22 protein-coding genes are annotated in these 26,203 nt (G+C 55.5%); 21 read left to right on the top strand and 1 reads right to left on the bottom strand.

Annotated elements, in window-relative coordinates; genetic code table 11:
* Window positions 1–75 precede the first annotated feature (75 nt).
* Window positions 76–1,659, bottom strand: a complete 1,584-nt coding sequence (locus ACMWLG_RS04235; protein WP_045402996.1) for a TerC family protein — start codon at window positions 1,657–1,659, stop codon at window positions 76–78.
* Between the two features lie 692 nt (window positions 1,660–2,351).
* Here ACMWLG_RS04235 and ACMWLG_RS04240 point away from each other — a divergent pair.
* The 21 genes from ACMWLG_RS04240 to galF all read left to right on the top strand — a co-directional run bounded on the left by ACMWLG_RS04240 (window position 2,352) and on the right by galF (window position 25,977).
* Complete coding sequence (locus ACMWLG_RS04240; RefSeq protein ID WP_014170829.1) at window positions 2,352–3,491, top strand: polysaccharide export protein; 1,140 nt, start codon at window positions 2,352–2,354, stop codon at window positions 3,489–3,491.
* Window positions 3,492–3,497: 6 nt separating this feature from the next.
* Window positions 3,498–3,941 carry a low molecular weight protein-tyrosine-phosphatase Wzb gene (wzb, locus tag ACMWLG_RS04245; protein WP_023312405.1) on the top strand — a complete coding sequence of 148 codons (444 nt, stop codon included), beginning with the start codon at window positions 3,498–3,500 and terminating at the stop codon, window positions 3,939–3,941.
* A gap of 2 nt (window positions 3,942–3,943) precedes the next feature.
* Entirely contained in the window at window positions 3,944–6,106 is a 2,163-nt protein-coding gene (gene wzc, locus ACMWLG_RS04250) for a tyrosine-protein kinase Wzc (protein WP_045619277.1), read from the top strand.
* A gap of 150 nt (window positions 6,107–6,256) precedes the next feature.
* Entirely contained in the window at window positions 6,257–7,099 is an 843-nt protein-coding gene (wcaA, locus tag ACMWLG_RS04255) for a colanic acid biosynthesis glycosyltransferase WcaA (RefSeq protein WP_023312403.1), read from the top strand.
* Window positions 7,099–7,590: a colanic acid biosynthesis acetyltransferase WcaB gene (gene wcaB / locus ACMWLG_RS04260; RefSeq protein WP_045403001.1), complete on the top strand. Its 492-nt coding sequence runs from the start codon at window positions 7,099–7,101 to the stop codon at window positions 7,588–7,590. Before wcaA ends, wcaB begins: the two co-directional genes overlap by 1 nt.
* Window positions 7,587–8,804: a colanic acid biosynthesis glycosyltransferase WcaC gene (gene wcaC / locus ACMWLG_RS04265; RefSeq protein ID WP_032658829.1), complete on the top strand. Its 1,218-nt coding sequence runs from the start codon at window positions 7,587–7,589 to the stop codon at window positions 8,802–8,804. Before wcaB ends, wcaC begins: the two co-directional genes overlap by 4 nt.
* Complete coding sequence (gene wcaD, locus ACMWLG_RS04270) at window positions 8,779–9,999, top strand: colanic acid polymerase WcaD (protein ID WP_029742034.1); 1,221 nt, start codon at window positions 8,779–8,781, stop codon at window positions 9,997–9,999. Before wcaC ends, wcaD begins: the two co-directional genes overlap by 26 nt.
* Before the next feature lie 16 nt (window positions 10,000–10,015).
* Window positions 10,016–10,762 carry a colanic acid biosynthesis glycosyltransferase WcaE gene (gene wcaE, locus ACMWLG_RS04275; RefSeq protein ID WP_033145980.1) on the top strand — a complete coding sequence of 249 codons (747 nt, stop codon included), beginning with the start codon at window positions 10,016–10,018 and terminating at the stop codon, window positions 10,760–10,762.
* Window positions 10,763–10,777: 15 nt separating this feature from the next.
* Entirely contained in the window at window positions 10,778–11,326 is a 549-nt protein-coding gene (gene wcaF, locus ACMWLG_RS04280; RefSeq protein WP_045403004.1) for a colanic acid biosynthesis acetyltransferase WcaF, read from the top strand.
* A gap of 24 nt (window positions 11,327–11,350) precedes the next feature.
* Window positions 11,351–12,472 carry a GDP-mannose 4,6-dehydratase gene (gene gmd, locus ACMWLG_RS04285; RefSeq protein WP_014884502.1) on the top strand — a complete coding sequence of 374 codons (1,122 nt, stop codon included), beginning with the start codon at window positions 11,351–11,353 and terminating at the stop codon, window positions 12,470–12,472.
* 2 nt (window positions 12,473–12,474) lie between these two features.
* A complete protein-coding gene (gene fcl / locus ACMWLG_RS04290) occupies window positions 12,475–13,440 on the top strand; it encodes a GDP-L-fucose synthase (protein WP_045403007.1) in 966 nt (321 codons plus the stop codon).
* A gap of 2 nt (window positions 13,441–13,442) precedes the next feature.
* Window positions 13,443–13,922, top strand: coding sequence for a GDP-mannose mannosyl hydrolase (locus tag ACMWLG_RS04295; RefSeq protein ID WP_045403011.1), 480 nt, complete (start codon window positions 13,443–13,445; stop codon window positions 13,920–13,922).
* Window positions 13,919–15,142: a colanic acid biosynthesis fucosyltransferase WcaI gene (gene wcaI, locus ACMWLG_RS04300; RefSeq protein WP_045403014.1), complete on the top strand. Its 1,224-nt coding sequence runs from the start codon at window positions 13,919–13,921 to the stop codon at window positions 15,140–15,142. Before ACMWLG_RS04295 ends, wcaI begins: the two co-directional genes overlap by 4 nt.
* 3 nt (window positions 15,143–15,145) lie before the next feature.
* Window positions 15,146–16,582: a mannose-1-phosphate guanyltransferase gene (cpsB, locus tag ACMWLG_RS04305; RefSeq protein ID WP_033145975.1), complete on the top strand. Its 1,437-nt coding sequence runs from the start codon at window positions 15,146–15,148 to the stop codon at window positions 16,580–16,582.
* Window positions 16,583–16,693: 111 nt separating this feature from the next.
* Window positions 16,694–18,064, top strand: coding sequence for a colanic acid biosynthesis phosphomannomutase CpsG (gene cpsG, locus ACMWLG_RS04310; RefSeq protein WP_045403017.1), 1,371 nt, complete (start codon window positions 16,694–16,696; stop codon window positions 18,062–18,064).
* A gap of 46 nt (window positions 18,065–18,110) precedes the next feature.
* Window positions 18,111–19,505, top strand: a complete 1,395-nt coding sequence (gene wcaJ / locus ACMWLG_RS04315; RefSeq protein WP_045403019.1) for an undecaprenyl-phosphate glucose phosphotransferase — start codon at window positions 18,111–18,113, stop codon at window positions 19,503–19,505.
* A gap of 1 nt (window position 19,506) precedes the next feature.
* Window positions 19,507–20,985 (top strand): colanic acid undecaprenyl disphosphate flippase WzxC, encoded by a 1,479-nt coding sequence (wzxC, locus tag ACMWLG_RS04320; protein WP_045403022.1) that lies wholly within the window; start codon window positions 19,507–19,509, stop codon window positions 20,983–20,985.
* 17 nt (window positions 20,986–21,002) lie between these two features.
* On the top strand, window positions 21,003–22,283 hold the full coding sequence (gene wcaK, locus ACMWLG_RS04325) for a colanic acid biosynthesis pyruvyl transferase WcaK (protein ID WP_045403025.1): 1,281 nt from the start codon (window positions 21,003–21,005) through the stop codon (window positions 22,281–22,283).
* Window positions 22,280–23,500, top strand: coding sequence for a colanic acid biosynthesis glycosyltransferase WcaL (wcaL, locus tag ACMWLG_RS04330; protein WP_045403028.1), 1,221 nt, complete (start codon window positions 22,280–22,282; stop codon window positions 23,498–23,500). Before wcaK ends, wcaL begins: the two co-directional genes overlap by 4 nt.
* 12 nt (window positions 23,501–23,512) lie before the next feature.
* Complete coding sequence (gene wcaM / locus ACMWLG_RS04335; RefSeq protein WP_045403031.1) at window positions 23,513–24,904, top strand: colanic acid biosynthesis protein WcaM; 1,392 nt, start codon at window positions 23,513–23,515, stop codon at window positions 24,902–24,904.
* A gap of 176 nt (window positions 24,905–25,080) precedes the next feature.
* On the top strand, window positions 25,081–25,977 hold the full coding sequence (gene galF / locus ACMWLG_RS04340) for a GalU regulator GalF (protein ID WP_029742022.1): 897 nt from the start codon (window positions 25,081–25,083) through the stop codon (window positions 25,975–25,977).
* The last annotated feature ends 226 nt before the right edge of the window (window positions 25,978–26,203 follow it).

Consider the following 26,203-nt stretch of genomic DNA (forward strand, 5'->3'; position numbering starts at 1 on the left):
CCCTCACCCCGGCCCTCTCCCACGGGAGAGGGAGCAAACACTAAAAACGGCAACCGGGTTGCCGTTTTGTTTTACCTAAACCTCAAAATCCAGTTCTTCCTCATCCCGCAGCGGAATGAGCTGAACCTTCTGCACGCGATGGTTTTCAATCTGCAGCGTTTTGAGCAGATAGTCGCCCACCTGAACCTCTTCTCCCGGCTGCGGGATACGCTGCAAATATTCCATCAGCAGGCCGGCAATAGTGTGATACTCCCGTTTTTCATCCAGCGGCAGCGGCACGTATTGCACCAGGTCTTCCAGCGGCATATGGCCGTTTGCCGTCCACGAGCCGTCTGCGTTTTTCTGAATATCATGGCGGGCGTCAATCTCATCCACCTCGTTAGGCAGATTACCGGCGATGGTTTCCATTACGTCGCTGAGCGTGACCAGCCCTTCCACCGAACCAAACTCATCCACCACAAAGGCAAAGTGCGTGCGCGCGTTACGGAATTGCTCAAGGGCGGAAAGCAGCGGTAGCCCCTCAGGGAAGACCAGCGGCTGGCGTACCAGTACGCGCAGGTTGAGCGCCTCGCCGTGAAGCTGCTGCTGGAGCAGGTCAATTACGTGCACCACGCCCAGCAGCTCCTCTTCCTCTTCACCGCCGGTCACCACCACGCGGGTGTGCTGGTTTTTATCCAGCAGGGCGCGAATATGCTCTTCCGGTGCCGTCAGGTCGATATGCTCAATATCATGCCGCGAGGTCATGATGCTGCTGACCGTCCGCTGATTCAGATTAAGCACCCGCTCGATCATCCGTCGTTCCTGCGGGTCGAAGATCAGCCCGTCGCTGTGATCGGCCAGCATGGCGGAGGATTCGGCATCCAGCTCCGCATCCTCTTTCTTACCGCTTAGCAGGCGCATAACCGTGTCGGCAGTACGCTGACGCAGGGTCTGATTCGCGGACAGGAAGCGGCGGCGGTTAAATATCGCCAGCTGGTTGAGCGCTTCAATCATGACGGAGAAGCCGATGGCGGCGTACAGGTAGCCTTTCGGAATATGGAAGCCAAAACCGTCGGCCACCAGGCTAAAGCCAATCATCAGCAGGAAGCTCAGGCAGAGGATCACGATGGTCGGGTGACTGTTCACAAAGCGGGTCAGCGCCTTGCTGGCCATGACCATCAGCGTGATGGCAATAATCACCGCCGCCATCATCACCGCAAGGTGGTCCACCATCCCGACGGCGGTGATCACCGAGTCGAGAGAAAAGACCGCATCCAGCACCACGATTTGCGCCACTACCGGCCAGAATTTCGCCCCGCGGCGCTGGGTTGGATTCTCGCTGTCTTTGCCCTCCAGCCGCTCGTTGAGCTCCACCGTGGCTTTGAACAGCAGGAACAACCCGCCTAAGAGCATGATCAGATCGCGGGCGCTAAAACTCAGACCGTGGATGGAGAACAGAGGCTGTGTGAGCGTCACCAGCCAGGAGATAGAGGCCAGCAGCAGTAACCGCATCACCATCGCCAGCAGCAGGCCCGTCACGCGCGCGCGGTCGCGCTGGGAAGGGGGCAGTTTTTCAGCGAGGATGGCGATAAAAACCAGATTATCAATCCCGAGCACGAGCTCGATGACGACCAGCGTAACCAGCCCGGCCCAGATTGAGGGATCGGCAATCCATTCCATAGTAATAGCAATACCTTCTGTTATATGACGAATGTCACACTTCGATCATGGATAAAGCTGGGGGAAATTGCAATGCCGGGCTGAGATTTCTCTTAATACGACGGGTAATAAAGAGAGCATTCTCAATAGGGTGTAAATAAGCGAAATACGTATATTTAATTACAAGGAAGGCATTTTAGGATATATCGCAGGGACTGATTTTTACTCTTATTTTGTCAATATAAAGAAAATCCTAAAAGTTCAAAAATTTGCTCTTAATATTAATCTTAAAAACCAATATTAGGACAGTTGTCTCCTTGCCTGCTATTAGGTTAGCTGCAACAATTCTCCCAGCATCAAATGTTAAATCTCGGTGTTGCTATTAATGTTCTGTCTTCAGGGATGGTTATTCATTATCCGTCGGGTTTCTCAAGCGACTGATATATTTCCAGAAGACCTTGCTCAAGAGGGTGTCTATCCATAACACATTGTTTAGTCAGTGGATTGGTAACTGAAAGCCAAGGGCGGTAGCGTGCCTGAAAGCGTGTGAATCAGCCTCGATTATTCTGTCAATAGCCAATGGATGAATAAGCTTTTTTTAGGACTGATGCCAGTTATATTTCTATTTGATTAACTGCATGCTGAAACCCAATACGACTCGAGCTTATTTAAATTGCACAGGATAATTACTCTGCCAAAGTGATAAATAATCAATGATGAAATCCAAAATGAAATTGATGCCATTATTGGTGTCTGTGACCTTGATGAGTGGTTGCACGGTCTTTCCCGGCAGCAATATGTCAACAATGGGTAAGGATGTGATCAAGCAACAGGATGCCGATTTTGATCTCGACAAAATGGTGAATGTTTATCCACTTACGCCTCGTCTGGTCGAACAATTACGTCCACGTCCGAATGTTGCCCAGCCGAATATGTCGCTGGACCAGGAAATTGCGTCCTACCAGTATCGCGTGGGGCCGGGTGACGTGATCAACGTGACCGTCTGGGACCACCCTGAACTGACCACGCCAGCGGGCCAGTACCGAAGCTCAAGCGACACCGGTAACTGGGTGCAGTCAGATGGCACCATGTTCTATCCCTACATTGGTAAAGTCCATGTTGCAGGGAAAACGCTTGCCGAGATACGTAGTGATATTACCGGCCGCTTAGCGCAGTACATCGCCGATCCGCAGGTGGACGTTAATATCGCCGCATTCCGCTCGCAAAAAGCCTATATCTCCGGCCAGGTGAACAAATCCGGCCAGCAGGCCATCACCAACGTTCCTCTGACCGTACTGGATGCCATCAACGCCGCGGGCGGGTTAACCGACGGCGCCGACTGGCGCAACGTCGTGCTCACCCACAACGGGAAGGAGCAGCGCATTTCGCTGCAGGCGCTGATGCAAAACGGCGATCTGACCCAGAACCGCCTGCTCTATCCGGGCGACATTCTCTACGTGCCGCGCAATGACGATCTGAAAGTCTTCGTGATGGGTGAAGTGAAGAAACAGAGCACCCTCAAAATGGACTTCAGCGGTATGACGCTGACCGAAGCGCTGGGCAATGCTGAGGGTATCGATCTGACGACCTCTAACGCGACCGGTATCTTCGTTATCCGTCCGCTGAAAGGTGAGGGCAGTGCGAAAGGCAAGATTGCCAACATCTACCAGCTGGATATGTCCGATGCGACCTCTCTGGTGATGGCAACGGAGTTCCGTCTCCAGCCATACGATGTGGTGTATGTCACCACCGCGCCGGTTGCCCGCTGGAACCGTCTGATCAACCAGTTGCTGCCAACCATCAGTGGCGTTCGCTACATGACGGATACGGCGCGCGACATTCATACCTGGTAATCCGCGATGTTTAACAAAATTCTGGTGGTATGCGTGGGGAACATTTGCCGTTCTCCTACGGCTGAACGGTTGTTGAAACACTACCAGCCCGAACTGACCGTTGATTCGGCAGGGCTGGGTGCACTGGTCGGTAAAGGTGCCGATGAGCGCGCAACGAGCGTGGCGCGGGATCATCACCTCTCTCTCGACGGCCACGTGGCCCGCCAGGTCACTGGCCGCATGTGCCGGGAGTATGACCTGATCCTGACGATGGAAAAACGCCATATTCATGCGCTTTGCGATATCGCTCCGGAGATGCGCGGCAAGGTGATGCTGTTTGGTCACTGGGACAATGAACGTGAAATCCCCGATCCGTATCGCAAAAGCCATGAGGCCTTTGAGGCGGTTTACACCTTACTTGACCAGTCTGCCCAACAGTGGGCGCAGGCACTGAAAGTTCAGCAGGGATAACAATGACAGAAAAAACGAGACCTTCTGCCGCCCCGACTTCGGGCAGTGATGAAATTGATATTGGGCGCCTGGTCGGCACTGTTGTAGAGGCAAAGTGGTGGGTGCTGGGCATTACCGCCGTGTTCGCCGCGGCGGCCGTCGTCTATACGCTGTTCGCCACCCCTATCTACAGCGCCGACGCGCTGGTACAGATCGAGCAGAATACCGGCAACTCGCTGGTGCAGGACATTGGTTCCGCGCTGGCGAACAAGCCGCCGGCATCCGACGCCGAAATTCAGCTCATCCAGTCACGCCTGGTGCTGGGTAAAACGGTTCACGACCTCGGACTCGATATCTCCGTCACCAAAAATACCTTCCCGGTCTTTGGTGCCGGCTGGGATCGTCTGATGGGGCGAAACAACGACACGGTGAAAGTCACTGACTTCGTGCTGCCGAAAGGGGCAGGCGATCAGACGTTTACCCTGAAGGTGCTTGGCCCGAAACAGTACCAGCTAACCAGCGACGCAGGTTTTAACGCGCGCGGCAAAGTGGGGCAGATGCTGACCAAAGACGGTGTCAGCATGATGGTTAGCGCCATCAACGCCCAGGAGGGCGGCGAATTCACCGTCACTAAATTCTCCACCCTGGGGATGATCAACAATCTGCAAAACAACCTGACCGTCACCGAAAACGGTAAGGACACCGGCGTGCTGAGCATGACCTTTACCGGTGAAGATAAGGATCAAATCCGCGACATCCTGAACAGCATTACCCGCAACTATCTTGAGCAGAACGTTGAGCGTAAGTCGGCAGAAGCGGCGAAAAGCCTGGCCTTCCTCGCGAAACAGCTCCCGGAAGTGCGCGCCCGTCTGGATGATGCCGAGAACAAGCTGAACGCCTATCGTCAGGATAAAGACTCCGTTGACCTGCCGCTGGAGGCGAAATCGGTCCTCGATTCGATGGTCAACATTGATGCGCAGCTCAACGAGCTGACCTTCAAAGAGGCGGAGATTTCCAAGCTTTATACCAAACGTCACCCGGCCTACCGCACGCTGCTGGAGAAACGCCGCACGCTGGAAGAGGAGAAGGCGAAGCTCAATGACCGCGTGACCGCGATGCCGAAAACGCAGCAGGAGATCGTGCGTCTGACCCGCGACGTGGAGTCCGGACAGCAGGTTTACATGCAGCTGCTGAACAAGCAGCAGGAGCTGAAAATCACCGAAGCCAGTACCGTCGGTGACGTGCGCATCGTTGACCCGGCCATTACCCAGCCTGGCGTGCTGAAGCCGAAGAAAGCGCTGATTATTCTCGGCAGCATTATTCTCGGCCTAATGCTCTCCATCGTGGGCGTGCTGCTGCGTTCGCTGTTCAACCGCGGTATCGAAAGCCCGCAGGTGCTGGAAGAGAGCGGTATCAACGTCTATGCCAGCATTCCGCTGTCCGAGTGGCAAAAATCCCGCGACAGCGTCAAAACCATCAAGGGCGTCAAGCGTTACAAACAGAGCCAGCTTCTGGCGGTGGGTAACCCGACCGACCTCGCCATCGAAGCGATCCGTAGCCTGCGTACCAGCCTGCACTTCGCCATGATGCAGGCCAAAAACAACGTCCTGATGTTAACCGGCGTCAGCCCGTCGATTGGTAAAACCTTCGTCTGCGCCAACCTGGCGGCGGTGGTCAGCCAGACCAACAAGCGCGTGCTGCTGATCGACTGCGATATGCGTAAGGGCTACACCCACGAGCTGCTGGGCACCAACAACGTTAACGGTCTGTCGGAAATTCTGCTCGGTAAAGGTGAAATCAGCCAGAGCGCGAAACCTACAACGGTGCCGAAATTTGACCTGATCCCTCGCGGTCAGGTGCCGCCTAACCCGTCCGAGCTGCTGATGAGCGAACGTTTCACCCAGTTGATTGAGTGGGCGAGCAAAAATTACGACCTGGTGCTGATCGATACGCCGCCAATTCTGGCGGTGACCGACGCGGCCGTCGTTGGCCGCCACGCGGGCACCACGCTGATGGTAGCGCGTTACGCGGTGAACACCCTGAAAGAGGTGGAAACCAGCCTGAGCCGATTCGAGCAGAACGGGATTGAGGTGAAAGGGGTGATCCTGAACTCCATCTTCCGCCGCGCGACCGGGTACCAGGATTACGGCTATTACGAGTACGAATATAAATCTGACAGTAAATAACAAAACACACCCCACCCCCTCACCCTAACCCTCTCCCCAAAGGGGCGAGGGGACAGTTCGGTGCGGGATTTGGGGGACGAACGTAATGATAACCACTGGCTGCCTTTCACCCTCTCCCCTGTGGGGAGAGGGCCGGGGTGAGGGGAAAAGATGACCACACAACGCCCTTTAGTATCAATCTATATGCCGACATGGAATCGTCAGCAGCTGGCGATCCGCGCCATCAAATCCGTCCTGCGACAGGATTACGATAACTGGGAGCTGATCATCGTGGATGACTGCTCTTCCTCGTATGAACAGCTGCAAAAATTCGTGACTGACCTCAACGACCCGCGGGTGGTCTATACGCATAACGCGATTAACTCCGGCGCCTGCGCTGTACGTAATCAGGCGATTATGCAGGCCAAAGGGCAGTATCTGACCGGGATCGACGACGATGACGAATGGACGCCGAACCGCCTGTCTATTTTCCTGTCGCATAAAGAGCAGCTGGTCACGCACGCTTTCCTGTATGCCAACGACTATGTCTGTCAGGGCGAGGTGTACTCGCAGCCCGCGAGCCTGCCGCTGTACCCGAAATCACCGTACTCTCGACGCCTGTTTTACAAGCGCAACATCATTGGTAACCAGGTCTTCACCTGGGCGTGGCGCTTTAAAGAGTGCCTGTTCGATACCGAACTGAAGGCCGCGCAGGATTACGACATCTTCCTGCGGATGGTGGTGGAGTATGGCGAGCCGTGGAAAGTGGAAGAGGCCACGCAGATCCTGCACATCAACCACGGGGAGATGCAGATCACCTCGTCGCCGAAGAAGTTCTCGGGCTACTTCCATTTTTACCGCAAGCACAAGGACAAATTTGACCGTGCCAGCCGTAAATATCAGCTCTTTACCCTCTATCAGATCCGCAATAAGCGCATGAACTGGCGCACGCTGCTGACGCTGCTGTCAGTGCGTAACGGCAAGCGCCTGGCTGATGGACTTCGGGGGAAATAATGTTTCTGGAAGATTGCCGCGCTAACAGCTGGAGCCTGCGTCCGTGCTGCATGGTTCTGGCGTACCGCATCGCGCACTTTTGCTCGGTGTGGCGTAAGAAAAGTGTGCTGAACAATATCTGGGCGGCGCCCGTGCTGGTGCTGTACCGCATCATTACCGAATGCTTTTTTGGCTATGAAATTCAGGCCGCTGCCACCATTGGCCGCCGCTTTACCATCCATCACGGCTATGCGGTGGTGATCAACAAGTTTGTGGTCGCCGGGGATGATTTCACCATTCGTCATGCGGTCACCATTGGCAACCGCGGGCCTGACAGCCTGGCCTGCCCGGTCATCGGCAATAACGTCGAGCTGGGGGCGAACGTGGTAATCATCGGTGACATTACGATTGGTAATAACGTCACGATTGGTGCTGGCAGCGTAGTGCTGGACAGCATTCCGGATAACGCGCTGGTGGTGGGAGAAAAAGCCCGCGTGAAGGTGATTAAATGAACATTCTGCAATTTAACGTACGCCTCGCAGAAGGCGGAGCGGCTGGCGTGGCCCTGGATCTGCACCAGCGCGCGCTGCAAAAAGGACTACAGTCTCGTTTTATTTACGGCTACGGCAAAGGCGGCAAGAAAAGCGTCAGCCACGATAACTTCCCGCAGGTGCACAAGCACACGCCGCGTCTGACCTCGATTGCCAACATTGCGCTGTTCCGCCTGTTTAACCGCGATCTGTTTGGCAACCTGAACAACCTTTACCGCACCGTGACGCGCACGACCGGCCCGGTTGTGCTGCATTTTCACGTGCTGCACAGCTACTGGCTGAATCTGGAAGAGGTGGTGGCGTTTTGTCAGAAGGTGCAAGCCCACAAGCCCGACACCCGATTCGTCTGGACGCTGCACGATCACTGGAGCGTGACCGGACGCTGCGCGTTTACCGACGGCTGCGAAGGCTGGAAAGATAACTGCCAGAAGTGCCCGACGTTAAGCAACTACCCGCCGGTGAAGGTGGATCGCGCGCATCAGCTGGTGGCCGGAAAGCGTCAGCTGTTCCGCGACATGCTCTCGCTCGGCTGTACGTTTATCTCCCCGAGCCAGCACGTGGCCGATGCCTTCAACAGCCTGTACGGGGCAGGGCGCTGTCAGATTATCAACAACGGCATCGACGTAGCGACGGAAGCCATTCTTGCCGAGCTGACTCCGGTGGCCGAAACCGCGGGCAAACCGAAAATTGCTATCGTTGCGCATGACCTGCGTTACGACGGTAAAACCAACCAGCAGCTGGTGCGCGACATGATGGCGCTGGGTGACAAGATAGAGCTTCACACCTTCGGCAAGTTTTCACCATTCGAAGGGGCCAACGTGGTGAACCACGGGTTTGAGACCGACAAGCGCAAGCTGATGAGTGCGCTGAATGAAATGGACGCGCTGGTGTTCAGCTCCCGCGTGGATAACTACCCGCTGATCCTCTGCGAAGCGCTCTCTATCGGCGTGCCGGTGATCGCCACCCACAGCGATGCGGCGCGCGAAGTGCTGGAAAAGTCCGGCGGGAAAACCTTCACGGAGCAGGAGGTCCTGCCGCTGGTACAGCTGCCGAAGGCGCAGATTGCTGAGATCGTTTTTGGCACAGACCTGGAATCGTTCCGCAACCGCAGCCGCAAGGCCTACAGTGGACAACAGATGCTGGAGGAATATGTCTCGTTCTATCAGAATCTGTAGTTATCTGCTGCTGCCGCTGATCTACCTGCTGGTCAACGTCAAAATTGCCCAGCTCGGCGAAAGCTTCCCGATAACCATCGTAACCTTCCTGCCCGTTCTGCTTCTGTTGTATGTCGATAAAATCAACCTCAAGAAGCTGATGATTGCCTTAGGTCTGGGCACGGGCCTGACGCTGTTTAACTACATCTTTGGCCAGTCGCTGGATGCGAGTAAATACGTCACGTCGACCATGCTGTTTGTTTATATTGTTATTATTATCGGAATGGTCTGGAGTATTCGGTTTAAAACTATTTCTCCGCACAATTATCGGAAAATCCTTAGGTTCTTTTATATTGCCGTTGCGTTAATTGTTATGCTTGCCGCACTGGAGATGGCGCAAATTATTCTCACCGGCGGCAGCAGCCTGATGGAGATAATTTCGAAATATCTCATTTACAGTAACAGCTATGTATTGAACTTCATCAAGTTTGGCGGGAAGCGTACTACGGCCCTCTATTTTGAACCGGCGTTTTTCGCTCTGGCGTTAATCTCAATTTGGCTCAGCATCAAACAGTTTGGTATCAAAACGCCTAAGACCGATGCTATGATTCTTGCAGGAATTGTTCTGTCTGGATCGTTCTCAGGGGTAATGACATTTATCCTGTTTTACCTGCTGGAGTGGGCGTTCCAGTACCTGAACAAAGATGCGATTAAGAAAAAACTGCCGCTGGCGATTATCTCCCTGACGGTATTTATGGTAGGCGTGATATTTGCCTTCCCGTACATCTCAGAACGTCTGGGTGATTTGGGAACGGAAGGGTCTTCGTCCTATTATCGCATCATTGGGCCACTGGTGATGGTGGGTTATTCCTTAACCCATATTGATGGGGTAGTAAGATTCGGCTCACTTTACGAATATGTTGCATCATTCGGAATCTTTAACGGTGCGGATGTCGGTAAAACCATAGACAATGGTCTGTATCTGTTAATTATTTATTTTTCGTGGTTCGCCGTACTGTTGACCCTGTGGTATCTGTTTAAAGTTTTCAAAATGATGATTAACGCGTTTGGTGATAACCAGAACTTTCGCGTTCAGCTTTATCTGTTTACTCCGGTGTCGCTGTTTTTTACCGGGTCAATATTTAGCCCGGAATATGCTTTCTTGATTGTCTGTCCGTTTATTCTGCGCAAGGCGCTTAATATTACGAACGTATGACGAAATGAGGTGATTTATGTTTCTTAGCGTCATTACTGTCGCTTTTCGTAATTACGAAGGGGTGGTAAAAACCTGGCGCTCGCTGCGCAACCTGGCGCGCGATCCAAGCCTCACCTTTGAGTGGATTGTGGTCGACGGCGGCTCGAACGATGGCACGGCGGAGTTTCTGGAAAAACTCAACGGTGAGTTCAACTTACGCTACATCAGCGAGAAAGATAAAGGCATCTATGATGCGATGAATAAAGGCATCAACATGGCGCAAGGCCGTTATGCCATCTTCCTGAACTCGGGCGATATTTTCCATGAAGACGTGGCGCTGTTTGCCCGTCAGCTGGCTCGCCAGAAAGAGGACGCCATGTATATTGGCGATGCGCTGCTCGATTTTGGCGACGGACATAAAGTGTGCCGCAGCGCGAAGCCAGGCTGGTATATCTATCACAGCTTGCCGGCCAGCCATCAGGCCATTTTCTTCCCGGTAAAGGGGCTGAAAAAACAGCCTTACGATTTACAGTATAAAGTGTCTTCCGATTATGCACTGGCAGCCAGCCTGTATAAATCAGGTTATCCGTTCCGTCGAATTAAAGGGCTGGTGTCTGAATTCTCAATGGGCGGCGTGTCAACGTCTAATAATCTGGAATTGTGCCAGGACGCCAAAAACGTACAGCGTAAAATATTACGCGTGCCGGGGTTTTGGGCGGAATTGTCTTATTTATTACGCCTGCGTACCACAGGCAAAACGAAAACCTTATATAACAAAGCCTGAATATAAGGAAACGCAATGCAGGATTTAAAAGGTTTCTCCGTGCCGAAAGGTTTTCGGGGCGGGAACGGTATTAAGGTACAGCTGTGGTGGGCCGTTCAGGCAACGTTATTTGCCTGGTCGCCGCAAATAATGTACCGCTGGCGAGCTTTTTTATTGCGCCTGTTTGGCGCAAAAATCGGAAAAAACGTAGTCATCCGACCTTCTGTGAAAATTACCTATCCGTGGAAATTAACGCTTGGGGATTACGCATGGGTTGGGGATAACGCGGTGTTATATACCCTGGGCGAAATAACGATTGGCGCAAATTCGGTGGTTTCACAGAAATGTTATTTGTGCACCGGCAGCCACGATTTTATGAGTCAGCATTTTGATATTACCGCTTCGCCTGTTGCGATAGGTGAAAAATGCTGGCTGGCAACGGATGTTTTTGTTGCACCGGGTGTTTCTGTTGGCGATGGCACGGTAGTCGGTGCCCGCAGCAGCGTTTTTAAATCGCTACCGGCAAATAAAATTTGCCGTGGCAACCCCGCAGTGGTGATACGCGAACGCGTTGAAACTGATTAAATTCATAAGTAGAGGAATATAAACATGTCTAAAGTCGCTCTCATCACCGGCGTTACCGGGCAGGATGGTTCTTACCTGGCAGAGTTCCTGCTGGAAAAAGGGTATGAAGTACACGGTATTAAACGTCGTGCATCTTCTTTCAACACCGAACGTGTGGATCATATTTATCAGGATCCTCACGCGGCGAACCCGAAATTCCACCTGCACTACGGCGACCTGACCGATACCTCCAACCTGACCCGTATCCTGCAGGAAGTTCAGCCGGATGAAGTCTACAACCTGGGCGCGATGAGCCACGTAGCGGTCTCCTTCGAATCCCCGGAATACACCGCCGACGTTGATGCCATGGGTACGCTGCGTCTGCTGGAAGCGATTCGCTTCCTCGGCCTTGAGAAGAAAACTCGCTTCTACCAGGCATCCACCTCCGAGCTGTACGGTCTGGTGCAGGAAATCCCACAGAAAGAGACCACGCCGTTCTACCCGCGCTCTCCGTATGCGGTAGCAAAACTGTACGCCTACTGGATCACCGTGAACTACCGTGAATCCTACGGCATGTACGCCTGTAACGGCATCCTGTTCAACCACGAATCTCCACGTCGCGGCGAAACCTTCGTGACCCGCAAAATCACCCGCGCTATCGCCAACATCGCGCAGGGTCTGGAGTCTTGCCTGCACCTCGGCAACATGGATTCCCTGCGTGACTGGGGCCATGCCAAAGACTACGTGAAAATGCAGTGGATGATGCTGCAGCAGGAACAGCCAGAAGACTTCGTGATTGCGACCGGCGTGCAGTACTCCGTACGTCAGTTCGTTGAAATGGCTGCGGCACAGTTGGGCATCAAACTGCGCTTCGAAGGTACCGGCGTGGAAGAGAAAGGTATCGTTGTTTCCGTGACCGGCCACGACGCTCCGGGCGTGAAGCCAGGCGACGTGATTGTCCAGGTTGACCCGCGCTACTTCCGTCCTGCTGAAGTGGAAACTCTGCTGGGCGACCCAACCAAAGCGCACGAGAAGCTGGGCTGGAAACCAGAAATCACTCTGCAGGAGATGGTTTCCGAGATGGTAGCCAAAGATCTTGAAGCAGCGAAAAAACACTCCCTGCTCAAGTCTCATGGCTACGAGGTTGCCATCGCGCTGGAGTCCTGAGAATGACAAAACAACGTATTTTTGTCGCCGGTCATCGCGGAATGGTGGGTTCCGCGATTGAACGCCTGCTCGAACAGCGCGGTGACGTCGAAGTGGTTGTCCGCACCCGCGACGAGCTGAACCTGCTCGACAGCCGCGCGGTACAGGACTTCTTTGCTAACGAACGCATTGACCAGGTGTATCTGGCCGCGGCGAAGGTGGGCGGCATTGTCGCTAACAACACCTACCCGGCGGATTTCATCTACGAAAACATGATGATCGAGAGCAACATCATTCACGCCGCGCATCTGCACAACGTGAATAAGCTGCTGTTCCTCGGGTCGTCCTGTATTTACCCGAAAATGGCGAAACAGCCGATCGCCGAGAGCGAACTGCTGCAGGGCACGCTTGAAGCAACCAACGAGCCGTACGCGATTGCCAAGATTGCCGGGATCAAGCTGTGCGAGTCCTACAACCGCCAGTACAACCGCGACTATCGTTCGGTGATGCCGACCAACCTGTACGGACCGCACGACAACTTCCACCCGAGCAACTCGCACGTGATCCCGGCGCTGCTGCGCCGCTTCCACGAGGCGACCGCCGAGAACGCGCCGGACGTGGTGGTGTGGGGCAGCGGTACGCCGATGCGCGAATTCCTGCACGTGGACGACATGGCTGCCGCCAGCATTCACGTGATGGAGCTGGATCGCGAGGTGTGGCAGGAGAACACCGAGCCGATGCTGTCGCACATCAACGTCGGTACCGGTGTGGACTGCACCATTCGCGAGCTGGCGCAAACCATCGCGCAGGTAGTGGGCTACAAGGGCCGCGTGGTGTTTGACGCGACGAAACCGGACGGCACGCCGCGCAAGCTGCTGGACGTGACCCGTCTGCATCAGCTGGGCTGGTATCACGAGGTGTCACTGGAGCAGGGTCTGGCCAGTACCTACCAGTGGTTTCTGGAAAACCAGCACCGCTTCCGGGGGTAACGATGTTTTTAAGTCAGGAAGATTTTGCCACGGTAGTGCGTTCCACTCCGCTCATCTCAATTGATTTGATCGTGGAGAACGAACGCGGCGAGTTCTTGCTGGGGAAACGAACCAACCGTCCTGCACAGGGCTTCTGGTTCGTGCCCGGCGGGCGCGTACAGAAGGATGAGACGCTGAGCGATGCGTTTGAGCGTCTCACTCTGGCGGAACTGGGCCTGCAGCTGCCGATGGCAGCGGGCCAGTTTTACGGGGTCTGGCAGCACTTCTATGACGATAACTTTTCAGGCACCGGGTTCACCACGCACTACATCGTGCTGGGGTTCCGCCTGAAGGTGAGTGAGGCAGACCTGCGTCTGCCTGATTCTCAGCATGACGACTACCGCTGGCAGACGCCAGAGGCGCTGCTTGCCAGCGACAATGTGCATGACAACAGTCGCGCCTATTTCCTCGCTGAACGTCAGTCCGGGGTGCCGGGCTTATGAAGATCCTCGTATACGGAATCAACTACTCGCCGGAATTAACCGGCATCGGGAAATACACCGGCGAGATGGTCGAGTGGATGGCGAGCCAGGGACATGACGTGCGGGTCATTACCGCGCCGCCGTACTACCCGGAATGGAAAGTGGGGGAGCGCTACTCAAGCTGGCGCTACCGTCGCGAAGAGGGCGCAGCGACCGTCTGGCGCTGCCCCCTGTATGTGCCTAAGCAGCCCTCGACGCTGAAGCGGTTGATTCATCTCGGCAGCTTTGCTCTGAGCAGCTTCTTCCCGCTGATGGCGCAGCGTCGCTGGAAGCCGGATCGCATCATCGGCGTGGTGCCAACGCTGTTTTGCACGCCGGGCATGCGCCTGCTGGGCAAACTCTCCGGCGCGCGCACTCTGCTGCACATACAGGATTACGAAGTTGACGCCATGCTGGGCCTGGGGATGGCAGGCAAGAGTAAAGGCGGCAAGGTCGCGAAGCTCGCCAGCGCGTTTGAGCGCAGCGGCCTGCACAACGTTGATTACGTCTCGACTATCTCGCGGTCGATGATGAACAAGGCGCAGGAGAAGGGCGTCCCGGCGGAGAAAGTCATTTTCTTCCCGAACTGGTCAGAAGTGGCGCGTTTTCGCGATGTAACTGAGCAGGATGCTCATGCCCTGCGCGCGCAGCTCGGTTTGCCTGAAGATCAAAAAATCATTCTTTACTCAGGCAACATCGGCGAAAAGCAGGGGCTGGAAAGCGTGATTGAAGCGGCCCAGCTGCTGAGTGAACATCCGTGGACGTTTGTGATTGTCGGGCAGGGCGGTGGAAAGGCGCGGCTGGAAAAAATGGTCGGGGAACGCGGCCTGACCAACGTGAAATTTTTCCCGCTTCAGTCTTACGAGGCATTGCCTGCGCTGCTGAAGATGGGCGACTGCCATCTGGTGGTGCAAAAACGCGGCGCGGCCGACGCGGTGCTGCCGTCCAAGCTGACCAACATTCTGGCAGTGGGCGGTAACGCGGTGATCACGGCAGAAGCCGAAACAGAATTAGGCCAGCTGTGTGACAGCTATCCGGGGATTGCCGTGTGCGTGGAGCCGGAATCGGTCCCGGCGCTGGTAACCGGAATTGAGCAAGCGCTTGCCATGCCAAAAGTGAACACGGTGGCACGTGAATATGCCGAACGCACGCTCGAAAAAGAGAACGTGCTGAGCCAATTTATTACAGATATACGGGGATAAATCATGAGTCAAACCACTTTGTATCCAGTTGTGATGGCTGGTGGCTCTGGTAGCCGGTTGTGGCCGCTGTCCCGCGTGCTCTATCCAAAACAGTTCCTCTGCCTGAAAGGGGATCTCACCATGCTGCAGACGACGGTAAACCGTCTGCACGGCGTGGAGTGTGAAAGCCCGGTGGTGATTTGTAACGAACAGCACCGTTTTATTGTTGCCGAGCAGCTGCGCCAGCTGAATAAGCTCACCGAAAACATCATCCTGGAGCCTGCCGGACGCAATACCGCGCCCGCGATCGCCCTGGCGGCGCTGGCGGCAAAACGCAGCAGCCCGGACTGTGACCCGCTGATGCTGGTCCTGGCGGCAGACCACGTTATCCAGCAGGAAGACGCCTTCCGCGACGCGGTGCGTGCGGCGATCCCTTACGCCGAGAGCGGCAAGCTGGTGACCTTCGGCATCGTGCCGGATCTGCCGGAAACCGGATATGGCTATATTCGTCGCGGCAGCGTGACGCCGGGTGAAGGTGACAGCGTGGCGTTTGACGTGGCGCAGTTTGTTGAAAAACCGAATCTGGAAACCGCGCAGGCGTATGTCGCCAGCGGTGAGTATTACTGGAATAGCGGGATGTTCCTGTTCCGCGCCGGACGCTATCTGGAAGAGCTGCGCAAATACCGCCCGGATATTCTGGACGCCTGCGAGAAAGCGATGGCGGTGGTGGACCCGGATCTCGACTTCATCCGCGTGGATGAAGAGGCGTTCCTCGCCTGCCCGGAAGAGTCCATTGACTATGCGGTGATGGAACGTACGGCGGACGCCGTCGTGGTACCGATGGATGCGGGCTGGAGCGATGTCGGCTCCTGGTCCTCCCTGTGGGAGATCAGCGCCCATACCCCGGAGGGTAACGTCCACCACGGCGATGTTATTAGCCACAAAACGGAAAACAGCTACGTCTACGCCGAATCCGGCCTGGTGACCACGGTCGGGGTGAAGGATCTGGTGGTTGTCCAGACAAAGGACGCCGTGCTGATTGCCGACCGTAACGCCGTGCAGGACGTTAAAAAAGTGGTTGAACAAATTAAGGCCGATGGCCGTCACGAGCACCATATTCACCGCGAAGTCTACCGTCCGTGGGGGAAATATGACTCCATTGACTCCGGTGACCGCTATCAGGTGAAACGCATCACCGTGAAGCCGGGCGAGGGGCTGTCGGTGCAGATGCACCATCACCGCGCCGAGCACTGGGTGGTGGTTGCGGGTACCGCTAAAGTCACTATCGACGGTGAAGTCAAACTGCTGGGTGAAAACGAGTCCATTTATATTCCGCTGGGGGCGACACACTGTCTGGAGAACCCGGGGAAAATTCCTCTCGACTTAATTGAGGTGCGCTCCGGCTCGTATCTGGAAGAGGACGATATCGTGCGCTTCCAGGACCGCTACGGGCGGGTGTAGCACTCTGCATTATGCCCGGTGGCGCTGCGCTTACCGGGCCTGCGAATGACAAAAAAATCAATTTGGCCATTAAGTGGTCAGGGCCGACTGTTGCCTGAAAAAGGGGTCATCATGGAAAAATTAACCTGTTTTAAAGCCTACGATATTCGCGGCAAGCTGGGCGAAGAGCTGAATGAAGACATCGCGTGGCGCATTGGCCGCGCGTACGGCGAATATTTAAAACCGCAGACCATCGTGCTGGGCGGTGACGTGCGTCTGACCAGTGAATCCCTCAAGCTGGCCCTGGCGAAAGGGCTGCAGGACGCGGGCGTGGACGTGCTGGACATCGGTCTTTCCGGGACCGAAGAGATTTACTTTGCCACCTTCCACCTGGGCGTGGACGGCGGTATCGAAGTGACGGCCAGCCACAACCCGATGGACTATAACGGCATGAAGCTGGTGCGCAAGGGCGCGCGCCCTATCAGCGGCGACACCGGCCTGCGCGAGGTGCAACGTCTGGCGGAAGCCAACGACTTCCCGCCAGTGAACGAGGCGAAGCGCGGCAGCTACAAAAAAATCAACCTGCAGAAAGAGTACATCGACCACCTGCTGGGCTACATCAACGTGGCGAACCTCAAGCCGCTGAAGCTGGTCATCAACTCCGGTAACGGCGCGGCCGGCCCGGTGGTGGACGCGCTGGAAGCCCGCTTTAAGGTGCTGAACGTGCCGGTAACCTTCGTCAAGGTGCACAACACCCCGGACGGCAACTTCCCGAACGGTATTCCTAACCCGCTGCTGCCGGAGTGCCGCGACGACACCCGCAACGCGGTGATTGAGCACGGCGCGGACATGGGCATCGCCTTTGACGGTGACTTCGACCGCTGCTTCCTGTTCGACGAGAAAGGGCAGTTTATCGAGGGCTACTACATTGTCGGCCTGCTGGCAGAAGCGTTCCTCGAGAAAAACCCGGGCGCGAAAATCATTCATGACCCGCGCCTTTCCTGGAACACCGTCGACGTGGTCTCCGCGGCGGGCGGCACACCGGTGATGTCCAAAACCGGCCACGCCTTCATCAAAGAGCGCATGCGCGAAGAAGACGCCATCTACGGCGGCGAGATGAGCGCCCACCACTACTTCCGTGATTTTGCCTACTGCGACAGCGGGATGATCCCGTGGCTGCTGGTCACCGAGCTGCTGTGCCTGAAGGGGCAGACGCTGGGCGAGCTGGTGCGCGACCGCATGGCGGCGTTCCCGGCGAGCGGGGAGATCAACAGCAAGCTGGCGCAGCCTGCCGAGGCCATTGCCCGCGTGGAGCAGCACTTTGCGATCCACGCGCTGGAAATTGACCGTACGGACGGCATCAGCATGGCGTTCCCGCAGTGGCGCTTTAACCTGCGCTCGTCCAATACCGAGCCGGTGGTGCGCCTGAACGTGGAGTCCCGTGCTGACACCGCGCTGATGGAAGCCCGAACGAAGGACATTCTGGCGCTGTTGAATCAGTAATACTTGCCCCTCCCGGTGGGAGGGGGAACCGAATACAGGAACAACGATGACGAATCTAAAAAAACGCGAACGAGCGAGAACGAATGCATCGTTAATCTCTATGGTGCAGCGTTTTTCTGATATCACCATCATGGTCGGTGGATTGTGGGCGGTGTGTCGGATCGGCGGGCTGCCGTTCTTATATATGCATCTGCTGATGGCACTCATTGCGCTGGTCGTGTTTCAGATGATCGGCGGGATGACCGATTTCTACCGCTCGTGGCGCGGCGTCAAAATGACCACTGAACTGATGCTGTTGCTGCAGAACTGGACCCTGAGCCTGATCTTCAGCGCAGGCCTGGTGGCTTTCAGCCATGATTTTGATAATCGCCTCGTCACCTATCTCTGCTGGTATCTGCTGACCAGCTTCGGCATGGTGGTCTGCCGTTCCCTGATCCGTTTCGGCGCGGGCTGGCTGCGCAACCGGGGCTATAACCGTCGCTTCGTTGCCGTAGCGGGCGATCTGCCGGTTGGTAAGGTCCTGCTCGACAGCTTCCGCAAAGAGCCGTGGTTAGGGTTTGAAGTGGTCGGGATTTACCACGACGCGAAGCCGGGCGGCGTGCCTGCGGACTGGGCGGGCAATTACGAACAGCTTATTGAAGACGCGAAAGCCGGCAAAATTCATAACGTCTACATCGCCATGCAGATGAAAGACGAATCCCGCATCAAGCAGCTGATGCGCGAGCTGGCGGACACCACCTGTTCGGTGATCCTGATCCCGGACGTCTTTACCTTTAACATCCTCCATTCACGCATTGAAGAAGTGAACGGCGTGCCGGTGGTACCGCTGTACGACACCCCGCTGTCGGGCATTAACCGCGTGCTGAAGCGCGCGGAAGATATCGTGCTCTCGTCGCTGATTTTACTGCTCATCTCCCCGGTGCTGTGCTGCATTGCCCTCGCGGTGAAGCTGAGCTCTCCCGGCCCGGTTATCTTCCGCCAGACCCGCTACGGTATGGACGGTAAGCCGATTATGGTGTGGAAATTCCGCTCCATGAAGGTGATGGAAAATGACAAGGTGGTGACCCAGGCGACGCAGAACGATCCGCGCGTCACCCGCGTGGGGAACTTCCTGCGCCGTACCTCGCTGGATGAACTGCCGCAGTTTATCAACGTCTTTACCGGCGGAATGTCGATTGTTGGCCCGCGTCCGCACGCGGTGGCGCATAACGAGCAGTACCGCTCGCTGATTGAAGGCTACATGCTGCGTCATAAGGTGAAGCCTGGCATTACCGGCTGGGCGCAGATCAACGGCTGGCGCGGCGAAACCGACACGCTGGAAAAAATGGAAAAACGCATCGAATTCGATCTGGAGTACATCCGTGAATGGAGTATCTGGTTCGATATCAAGATTGTTTTTCTGACCATCTTCAAAGGTTTCGTGAACAAAGCGGCGTACTAAGATGAGCTTACGTGAAAAAACCATCAGCGGGGCGAAGTGGTCAGCGATGGCGACCATCGTCATCATTGGCCTCGGTCTGGTGCAGATGACCGTGCTGGCGCGCATTATTGATAATCACCAGTTCGGCCTTTTGACCGTCTCGCTGGTGATTATCGCGCTGGCCGATACGCTGTCTGATTTTGGTATCGCCAATTCGATTATCCAGCGCAAAGAGATCAGCCATCTGGAGCTGACCACCCTCTACTGGCTGAACGTGGGGCTGGGGATTTTCGTGTTCGTGCTGGTGTTCCTGCTGAGCGAAACCATCGCCAGCGTGCTGCACAACCCGGATCTGGCTCCGCTGATGCGCACGCTGTCGTTTGCTTTCGTGGTGATCCCGCACGGGCAGCAGTTCCGCGCGCTGATGCAGAAAGAGCTGGAGTTCAACAAGATCGGCATGATCGAGACCAGTGCCGTGCTGGCGGGCTTTACCTTCACCGTGGTGAGCGCCCATTTCTGGCCGCTGGCGATGACCGCTATCCTCGGATACCTGGTTAACTCTGCCGTGCGTACGCTGCTGTTTGGCTACTTTGGCCGCAAGATCTACCGTCCCGGGCTGCATTTCTCTCTCGCATCCGTCTCGTCCAACCTGCGCTTTGGCGCGTGGCTGACGGCGGACAGCATTATCAACTATGTGAATACCAACCTGTCGACGCTGGTGCTGGCGCGTATTCTTGGCGCGAGCGTGGCGGGGGGCTACAACCTGGCCTACAACGTCGCGGTGGTGCCGCCGATGAAGCTGAACCCGATCATCACCCGCGTCCTGTTCCCGGCCTTCGCCAAGATCCAGGACGACACCGAGAAGCTGCGCGTTAACTTCTACAAGCTGCTTTCCGTGGTGGGGATTATCAACTTCCCGGTGCTGCTGGGGCTGATGGTGGTTTCCAGCAACTTCGTGCCGCTGGTGTTTGGCGAGAAGTGGAACGGCATCATCCCGATCCTGCAGCTGCTGTGCGTGGTGGGGCTCCTGCGCTCCGTGGGGAATCCGATTGGTTCCCTGCTGATGGCAAAAGCGCGCGTCGATATTAGCTTTAAGTTCAACGTGTTCAAAACCTTCCTGTTTATTCCGGCGATTATCGTCGGCGGGCATATGGCTGGCGCCATCGGCGTCACGCTGGGCTTCCTGCTGGTGCAGGTAGTCAATACCGTTCTGAGCTACTTCATCATGATCAAGCCGGTGCTGGGCTCCAGCTACCGTCAGTACATCCTGAGCCTGTGGCTGCCGTTCTATCTCTCGTTGCCGACCCTGGCGGTGAGCTACGGCCTGGGCATCATCCTCAGCGGTCACCTGCCGCTGGCCGCGCTGCTGGCGGTGCAGGTTGCCGCGGGGGCGCTGGCATTTGGCGTGATGATTGTGCTGTCACGCAATGCGCTGGTGGTGGAGATGAAGCGCCAGTTTTGCCGTAACGAAAAAATGAAAACGCTGCTTCGCGCAGGCTAGTTATTTAAGAGGCCATTATGAAATTATTAATTCTTGGCAACCATACCTGCGGCAACCGTGGCGACAGCGCCATCCTGCGCGGTTTACTGGATGCAATTAACACCCTTAAGCCTGAGACCGAAGTGGACGTGATGAGCCGTTATCCGGTCAGCTCATCCTGGTTACTGAACCGCCCGGTGATGGGTGACCCGCTTTACAGCCAGATGAAACAGCACAATAACGCCGCGGGCGTGATGGGCCGCGTGAAGAAAGTGCTGCGTCGTCGCTACCAGCACCAGGTGCTGCTTTCCCGCGTGACCGATACCGGCAAGCTGCGCAACATTGCGATCGCGCAGGGCTTTACCGATTTTGTCCGTCTGCTGTCCGGCTACGACGCCATTATTCAGGTCGGCGGATCGTTCTTCGTCGATCTCTACGGAGTGCCGCAGTTTGAGCATGCGCTCTGTACCTTTATGGCGAAAAAGCCGCTGTTTATGATTGGCCACAGCGTCGGGCCATTCCAGGATCCGCAGTTTAACCAGCTCGCAAACTACGTCTTCGGCCACTGCGACGCGCTGATCCTGCGCGAGTCGGTCAGCCTCGACATGATGAAGCGCAGCGAAATTGACACCTCAAAAGTTGAGCACGGCGTGGACACCGCGTGGCTGGTGGATCATCAGGACGACAGCTTCCAGCCGAGCTACGCGGTGCAGCACTGGCTCGACGTGACGTCGAAACAGAAAACCGTCGCAATAACCCTGCGCGAGCTGGCGCCCTTTGATAAACGTTTAGGTACGACCCAGGCGGCGTATGAGAAAGCCTTCGCCGACGTGGTGAACCGCGTGCTGGACAGCGGGTACCAGGTGCTGGCGCTCTCCACCTGCACCGGCATCGACAGCTACAACAAAGACGACCGCATGGTGGCGCTGAACCTGCGCAGCCTGGTTAACGATCCGTCCCGCTATCATGTGGTGATGGACGAACTGAACGACCTGGAGATGGGCAAGCTGCTCTCCGCCTGCGACCTGACCGTCGGCACGCGGCTGCACTCCGCCATTATCTCCATGAACTTTGGCACGCCGGCCATTGCCATCAACTACGAACACAAATCAGCAGGCATCATGCAGCAGCTCGGTATGCCGGAAATGGCCGTGGATATCCGTCATCTGCTGGATGGTTCGCTGGGTGCGATGGTGGGGGACACCCTGGGTCAACTGCCCGCCATCAATGAACGCCTGGCCGTGGCGGTGAAAGCCGAGCGCGAGAAGGGCATTGGGATGGTGAAATCGGTACTTGACCGCGTACGGGAGGGGAAATGAAGGTTGGTTTCTTCTTACTGAAATTTCCGCTGTCGTCTGAAACGTTTGTCCTGAACCAAATCACCGCGTTTATCGATATGGGATATGACGTGGAGATTATCGCCCTGCAAAAGGGCGATACCAAAAATACCCATGCGGCCTATACCCAGTATGGGCTGGAGGCGAAAACCCGCTGGCTGCAGGATGAGCCGTCCGGAAAGCTGAGCAAGCTGCGCCACCGGGCCAGCCAGACCTTGCGCGGGATCCACCGCGCGTCGACGTGGCGGGCGCTGAACGTTTCCCGCTATGGGTCCGAATCCCGCAATCTGATCCTGTCGGCCATCTGCGGGCAAACCGCGCAGCCGTATCGTGCCGACGTGTTTATCGCCCACTTTGGCCCGGCGGGCGTCACCGCCGCGAAGCTGCGTGAGCTGGGCGTGATTGACGGCAAAATTGCGACCATCTTCCACGGTATCGATATCTCCAGCCGCGAAGTGCTGAACCACTACACGCCGGAGTATCAGCAGCTGTTCAGGCGCGGCGACATGATGCTGCCTATCAGCGACCTGTGGGCCGGGCGCCTGAAAAACATGGGCTGCCCGGGAGAGAAAATTGCCGTTTCGCGTATGGGCGTGGATTTAACGCGCTTCACTCGCCGTCCTGTAAAGGTGCCGGGAAAACCGCTGCAGATCATCTCCGTTGCTCGCCTGACCGAGAAGAAAGGCCTCCATGTGGCCATTGAAGCCTGCCGCCAGCTGAAAGCGCGCGGGGTGGATTTCCACTACCGCATTCTCGGCATTGGGCCGTGGGAGCGTCGTCTGCGCACGCTTATCGAACAGTATCAGCTGGAAGATGTCGTAGAGATGCCGGGCTTCAAACCGAGCCACGAGGTCAAGGCCATGCTCGACGAGGCGGATGTCTTTCTGCTGCCTTCCGTAACGGGTGCCGATGGCGATATGGAAGGCATTCCGGTGGCGCTGATGGAGGCGATGGCCGTAGGTATTCCGGTGGTATCAACCCTGCACAGCGGGATCCCGGAGCTGATTAAGTCTGACCACTCCGGCTGGCTGGTGCCGGAGAATAACGCGATGGCCCTTGCGGACCGATTAGCAGCCTTCAGCGATATTGACCAGCAGGCGCTGGAGCCCGTGCTCCATAACGCCCGACAAAAAGTGGAAACCGATTTTAACCAGCAGGTGATTAACCGCCAGCTAGCGAGCCTGCTGCAAACGTTGTAACGCCGAGGATGTATGCTGAAAAAGATTACCCGACGCACTTTTGTCTCTTCTCTCTCCGTTCTGGCGGCCACGCCGCTGCTGTCGTCACGCATCGCGCGGGCGGCAAGCGGCAGAACGGTCTCTGTTAATCAGTACAATAACAACGACTGGATCGCCGCCTTTAAGCAGGCGTTCAATGACGGCGACACCGTCGTGGTCCCCGCCGGGCTCACCTGCGAAAACATCAATACGGGCATTTTCATTCCCGACGGTAAAACGCTTCTGATCCGCGGGGCGTTAACCGGCAACGGGCGCGGCCGCTTTGTTCTGCAGGAAGGTAGCAAAGTGATAGGCGAAGGTGCCGGTCGCACGGAGAACATTACGCTCGACGTTCGCGGCTCTGACTGCGTCATCAAAGGGCTGGCCATGAGCGGTTTTGGCCCGGTGACGCAGATCTACATCGGCGGCAAGAAACCGAGCGTGATGCGTAATTTGCTGATTTATAACATCAGCGTGAGTCAGGCCAACTACGCCATCCTGCGCCAGGGGTTCCACAACCAGGTGGACGGTGCCCGCATCACCAACAGTAAATTTAGCCATCTCCAGGGGGATGCGATCGAGTGGAACGTCGCCATCAACGATCGCAATATCCTGATCTCCGATCATGTCATCGACAACATCAACTGCACCAACGGCAAGATCAACTGGGGCATCGGCATTGGCCTCGCCGGCAGCACCTACGATAACGACTATCCGGAGAAGCAAACCGTCAAGAACTTCGTGGTGGCCAACATCACCGGCAGCAACTGTCGCCAGCTGGTGCACGTTGAAAACGGTAAGCATTTTGTTATTCGCAATATTAAGGCCAAAAATATAACTCCCGACTTCAGTAAAAAGGCGGGAATAGACAACGCCACGGTGGCCATTTATGGCTGTGATAATTTCATTATTGATAATGTCGATATGGTGAACAGCGCCGGAATGTTAATCGGCTATGGGGTAATAAAAGGCGATTATTTGTCCATCCCACAGAATTTCAAGCTCAATAATATTCACCTCGATAATCGACAGCTTGCGTATAAATTGCGCGGAATACAGATTTCATCCGGTAACGCCACATCGTTTGTGGCGATAACCAACGTGGAAATGCAGCGTGCTACGCTTGAACTGCACAACAAGCCGCAGCATCTTTTTTTACGCAACATCAATGTGATGCAGGAAGCCGCTGTGGGTCCCGCCCTGAAGATTAACTTCGACCTGCGCAAGGATGTTCGGGGTAAATTTATGGCTAAAGATGAGACCTTGCTGTCGCTGGCGAACATTAAAGCGGTGAATGAGAAGGGGCAAAGCTCGGTGGATATTGACCGGGTCGACCAGCAGGTGGTGAACGTTGAAAAGCTTAACTTTGCGCTTCCGCACAGATAATCGACAATTAGCTGTTTTGAGACTATTCCTGGGAAAGAAGCGTGATCTATTCAGATTACAACTACAGAAATTTGTAGGGCTAAGGCGTAACATAACCTGAGGATTACGGCAAATCATGCTGGCGAAAACAGGTTTAAGAGCTATAATTCGTCAACCATTTTAAGGTGGAAGAAATAATGATTAATTTGAAAGCAGTCATTCCGGTAGCAGGCTTGGGCATGCATATGCTGCCAGCCACAAAAGCCATTCCTAAAGAGATGCTGCCGATCGTCGACAAGCCAATGATTCAGTACATTGTCGACGAGATTGTTGCTGCAGGGATCAAAGAAATCGTCCTGGTTACGCACTCGTCCAAGAATGCGGTAGAAAACCACTTCGACACCTCTTACGAACTCGAAGCGTTGCTTGAGCAGCGCGTTAAGCGCCAGCTGCTGGCGGAAGTGCAGTCTATTTGCCCCCCTGGCGTGACCATCATGAACGTGCGTCAGGCGCAGCCGCTGGGCCTGGGCCACTCTATCCTGTGTGCCCGTCCGGTTGTGGGTGATAACCCATTCATCGTCGTGCTGCCGGACATCATTATTGATACGGCATCTGCCGATCCGCTGCGTTACAACCTGGCGGCAATGGTGGCTCGTTTCAATGAAACGGGTCGTAGCCAGGTGCTGGCGAAACGCATGAAGGGCGATCTCTCCGAGTACTCTGTGATCCAGACTAAAGAACCGCTGGAGACGGAAGGGCAGGTGAGCCGCATCGTTGAGTTCATCGAAAAACCGGATCAGCCACAGACGCTGGATTCGGACCTGATGGCTGTAGGTCGTTACGTTCTGAATGCCGATATCTGGGCGGAACTGGAAAAAACCGAGCCAGGCGCCTGGGATCGTATTCAGCTGACCGACGCGATTGCCGAGCTGGCAAAAAAACAGTCCGTAGACGCTATGCTGATGACCGGTGACAGCTATGACTGCGGTAAGAAAATGGGGTATATGCAGGCGTTCGTGAATTATGGACTGCGTAACCTCAAGGAAGGGGCGAAGTTCAGAACCCGTATTGAGAAGTTGCTCGCAAACGACTGATATTCCAGCCACGAATTGAACAAGCGGCAGTCATGATTTTGGTGTGATGAAATCTAACCAAAGTGATGACTGCCGCTTTTTGTTATTAATTCCATGATTACAGAGAGTTACAGGGTCTAAATAGGGAGCGCTTTGTAGCGATTTGTGCTTGTTTCTGAGGTCATTTAGGACGACAATTAACGCCAGTTTTTTGTCTGTATCCAGACAAGAAAAATCATTTAATCAG

The sequence above is a fragment of the Enterobacter sp. 01-M-02-SI-ECC genome (genome assembly GCF_047530595.1).
GTDB classification, from domain to species: Bacteria; Pseudomonadota; Gammaproteobacteria; order Enterobacterales; family Enterobacteriaceae; genus Enterobacter; species Enterobacter cloacae_M.

Bases quoted from the DNA above. Each gene is read 5' to 3' on its own strand.
- wcaI (WP_045403014.1), top strand. From the start codon at position 13,919: ATGAAGATCCTCGTATACGGAATCAACTACTCGCCGGAATTAACCGGC.
- wcaD (WP_029742034.1), top strand. From the start codon at position 8,779: ATGTCTCGTTCTATCAGAATCTGTAGTTATCTGCTGCTGCCGCTGATC.
- wcaB (WP_045403001.1), top strand. From the start codon at position 7,099: ATGTTTCTGGAAGATTGCCGCGCTAACAGCTGGAGCCTGCGTCCGTGC.
- wcaL (WP_045403028.1), top strand. From the start codon at position 22,280: ATGAAGGTTGGTTTCTTCTTACTGAAATTTCCGCTGTCGTCTGAAACG.
- wcaE (WP_033145980.1), top strand. From the start codon at position 10,016: ATGTTTCTTAGCGTCATTACTGTCGCTTTTCGTAATTACGAAGGGGTG.
- fcl (WP_045403007.1), top strand. From the start codon at position 12,475: ATGACAAAACAACGTATTTTTGTCGCCGGTCATCGCGGAATGGTGGGT.
- ACMWLG_RS04235 (WP_045402996.1), bottom strand. From the start codon at position 1,659: ATGGAATGGATTGCCGATCCCTCAATCTGGGCCGGGCTGGTTACGCTG.
- galF (WP_029742022.1), top strand. From the start codon at position 25,081: ATGATTAATTTGAAAGCAGTCATTCCGGTAGCAGGCTTGGGCATGCAT.
- gmd (WP_014884502.1), top strand. From the start codon at position 11,351: ATGTCTAAAGTCGCTCTCATCACCGGCGTTACCGGGCAGGATGGTTCT.
- wcaK (WP_045403025.1), top strand. From the start codon at position 21,003: ATGAAATTATTAATTCTTGGCAACCATACCTGCGGCAACCGTGGCGAC.
- wzc (WP_045619277.1), top strand. From the start codon at position 3,944: ATGACAGAAAAAACGAGACCTTCTGCCGCCCCGACTTCGGGCAGTGAT.
- wcaF (WP_045403004.1), top strand. From the start codon at position 10,778: ATGCAGGATTTAAAAGGTTTCTCCGTGCCGAAAGGTTTTCGGGGCGGG.
- wcaA (WP_023312403.1), top strand. From the start codon at position 6,257: ATGACCACACAACGCCCTTTAGTATCAATCTATATGCCGACATGGAAT.
- wcaC (WP_032658829.1), top strand. From the start codon at position 7,587: ATGAACATTCTGCAATTTAACGTACGCCTCGCAGAAGGCGGAGCGGCT.
- ACMWLG_RS04295 (WP_045403011.1), top strand. From the start codon at position 13,443: ATGTTTTTAAGTCAGGAAGATTTTGCCACGGTAGTGCGTTCCACTCCG.
- wcaJ (WP_045403019.1), top strand. From the start codon at position 18,111: ATGACGAATCTAAAAAAACGCGAACGAGCGAGAACGAATGCATCGTTA.
- ACMWLG_RS04240 (WP_014170829.1), top strand. From the start codon at position 2,352: ATGATGAAATCCAAAATGAAATTGATGCCATTATTGGTGTCTGTGACC.
- wzb (WP_023312405.1), top strand. From the start codon at position 3,498: ATGTTTAACAAAATTCTGGTGGTATGCGTGGGGAACATTTGCCGTTCT.
- cpsG (WP_045403017.1), top strand. From the start codon at position 16,694: ATGGAAAAATTAACCTGTTTTAAAGCCTACGATATTCGCGGCAAGCTG.
- wcaM (WP_045403031.1), top strand. From the start codon at position 23,513: ATGCTGAAAAAGATTACCCGACGCACTTTTGTCTCTTCTCTCTCCGTT.
- cpsB (WP_033145975.1), top strand. From the start codon at position 15,146: ATGAGTCAAACCACTTTGTATCCAGTTGTGATGGCTGGTGGCTCTGGT.
- wzxC (WP_045403022.1), top strand. From the start codon at position 19,507: ATGAGCTTACGTGAAAAAACCATCAGCGGGGCGAAGTGGTCAGCGATG.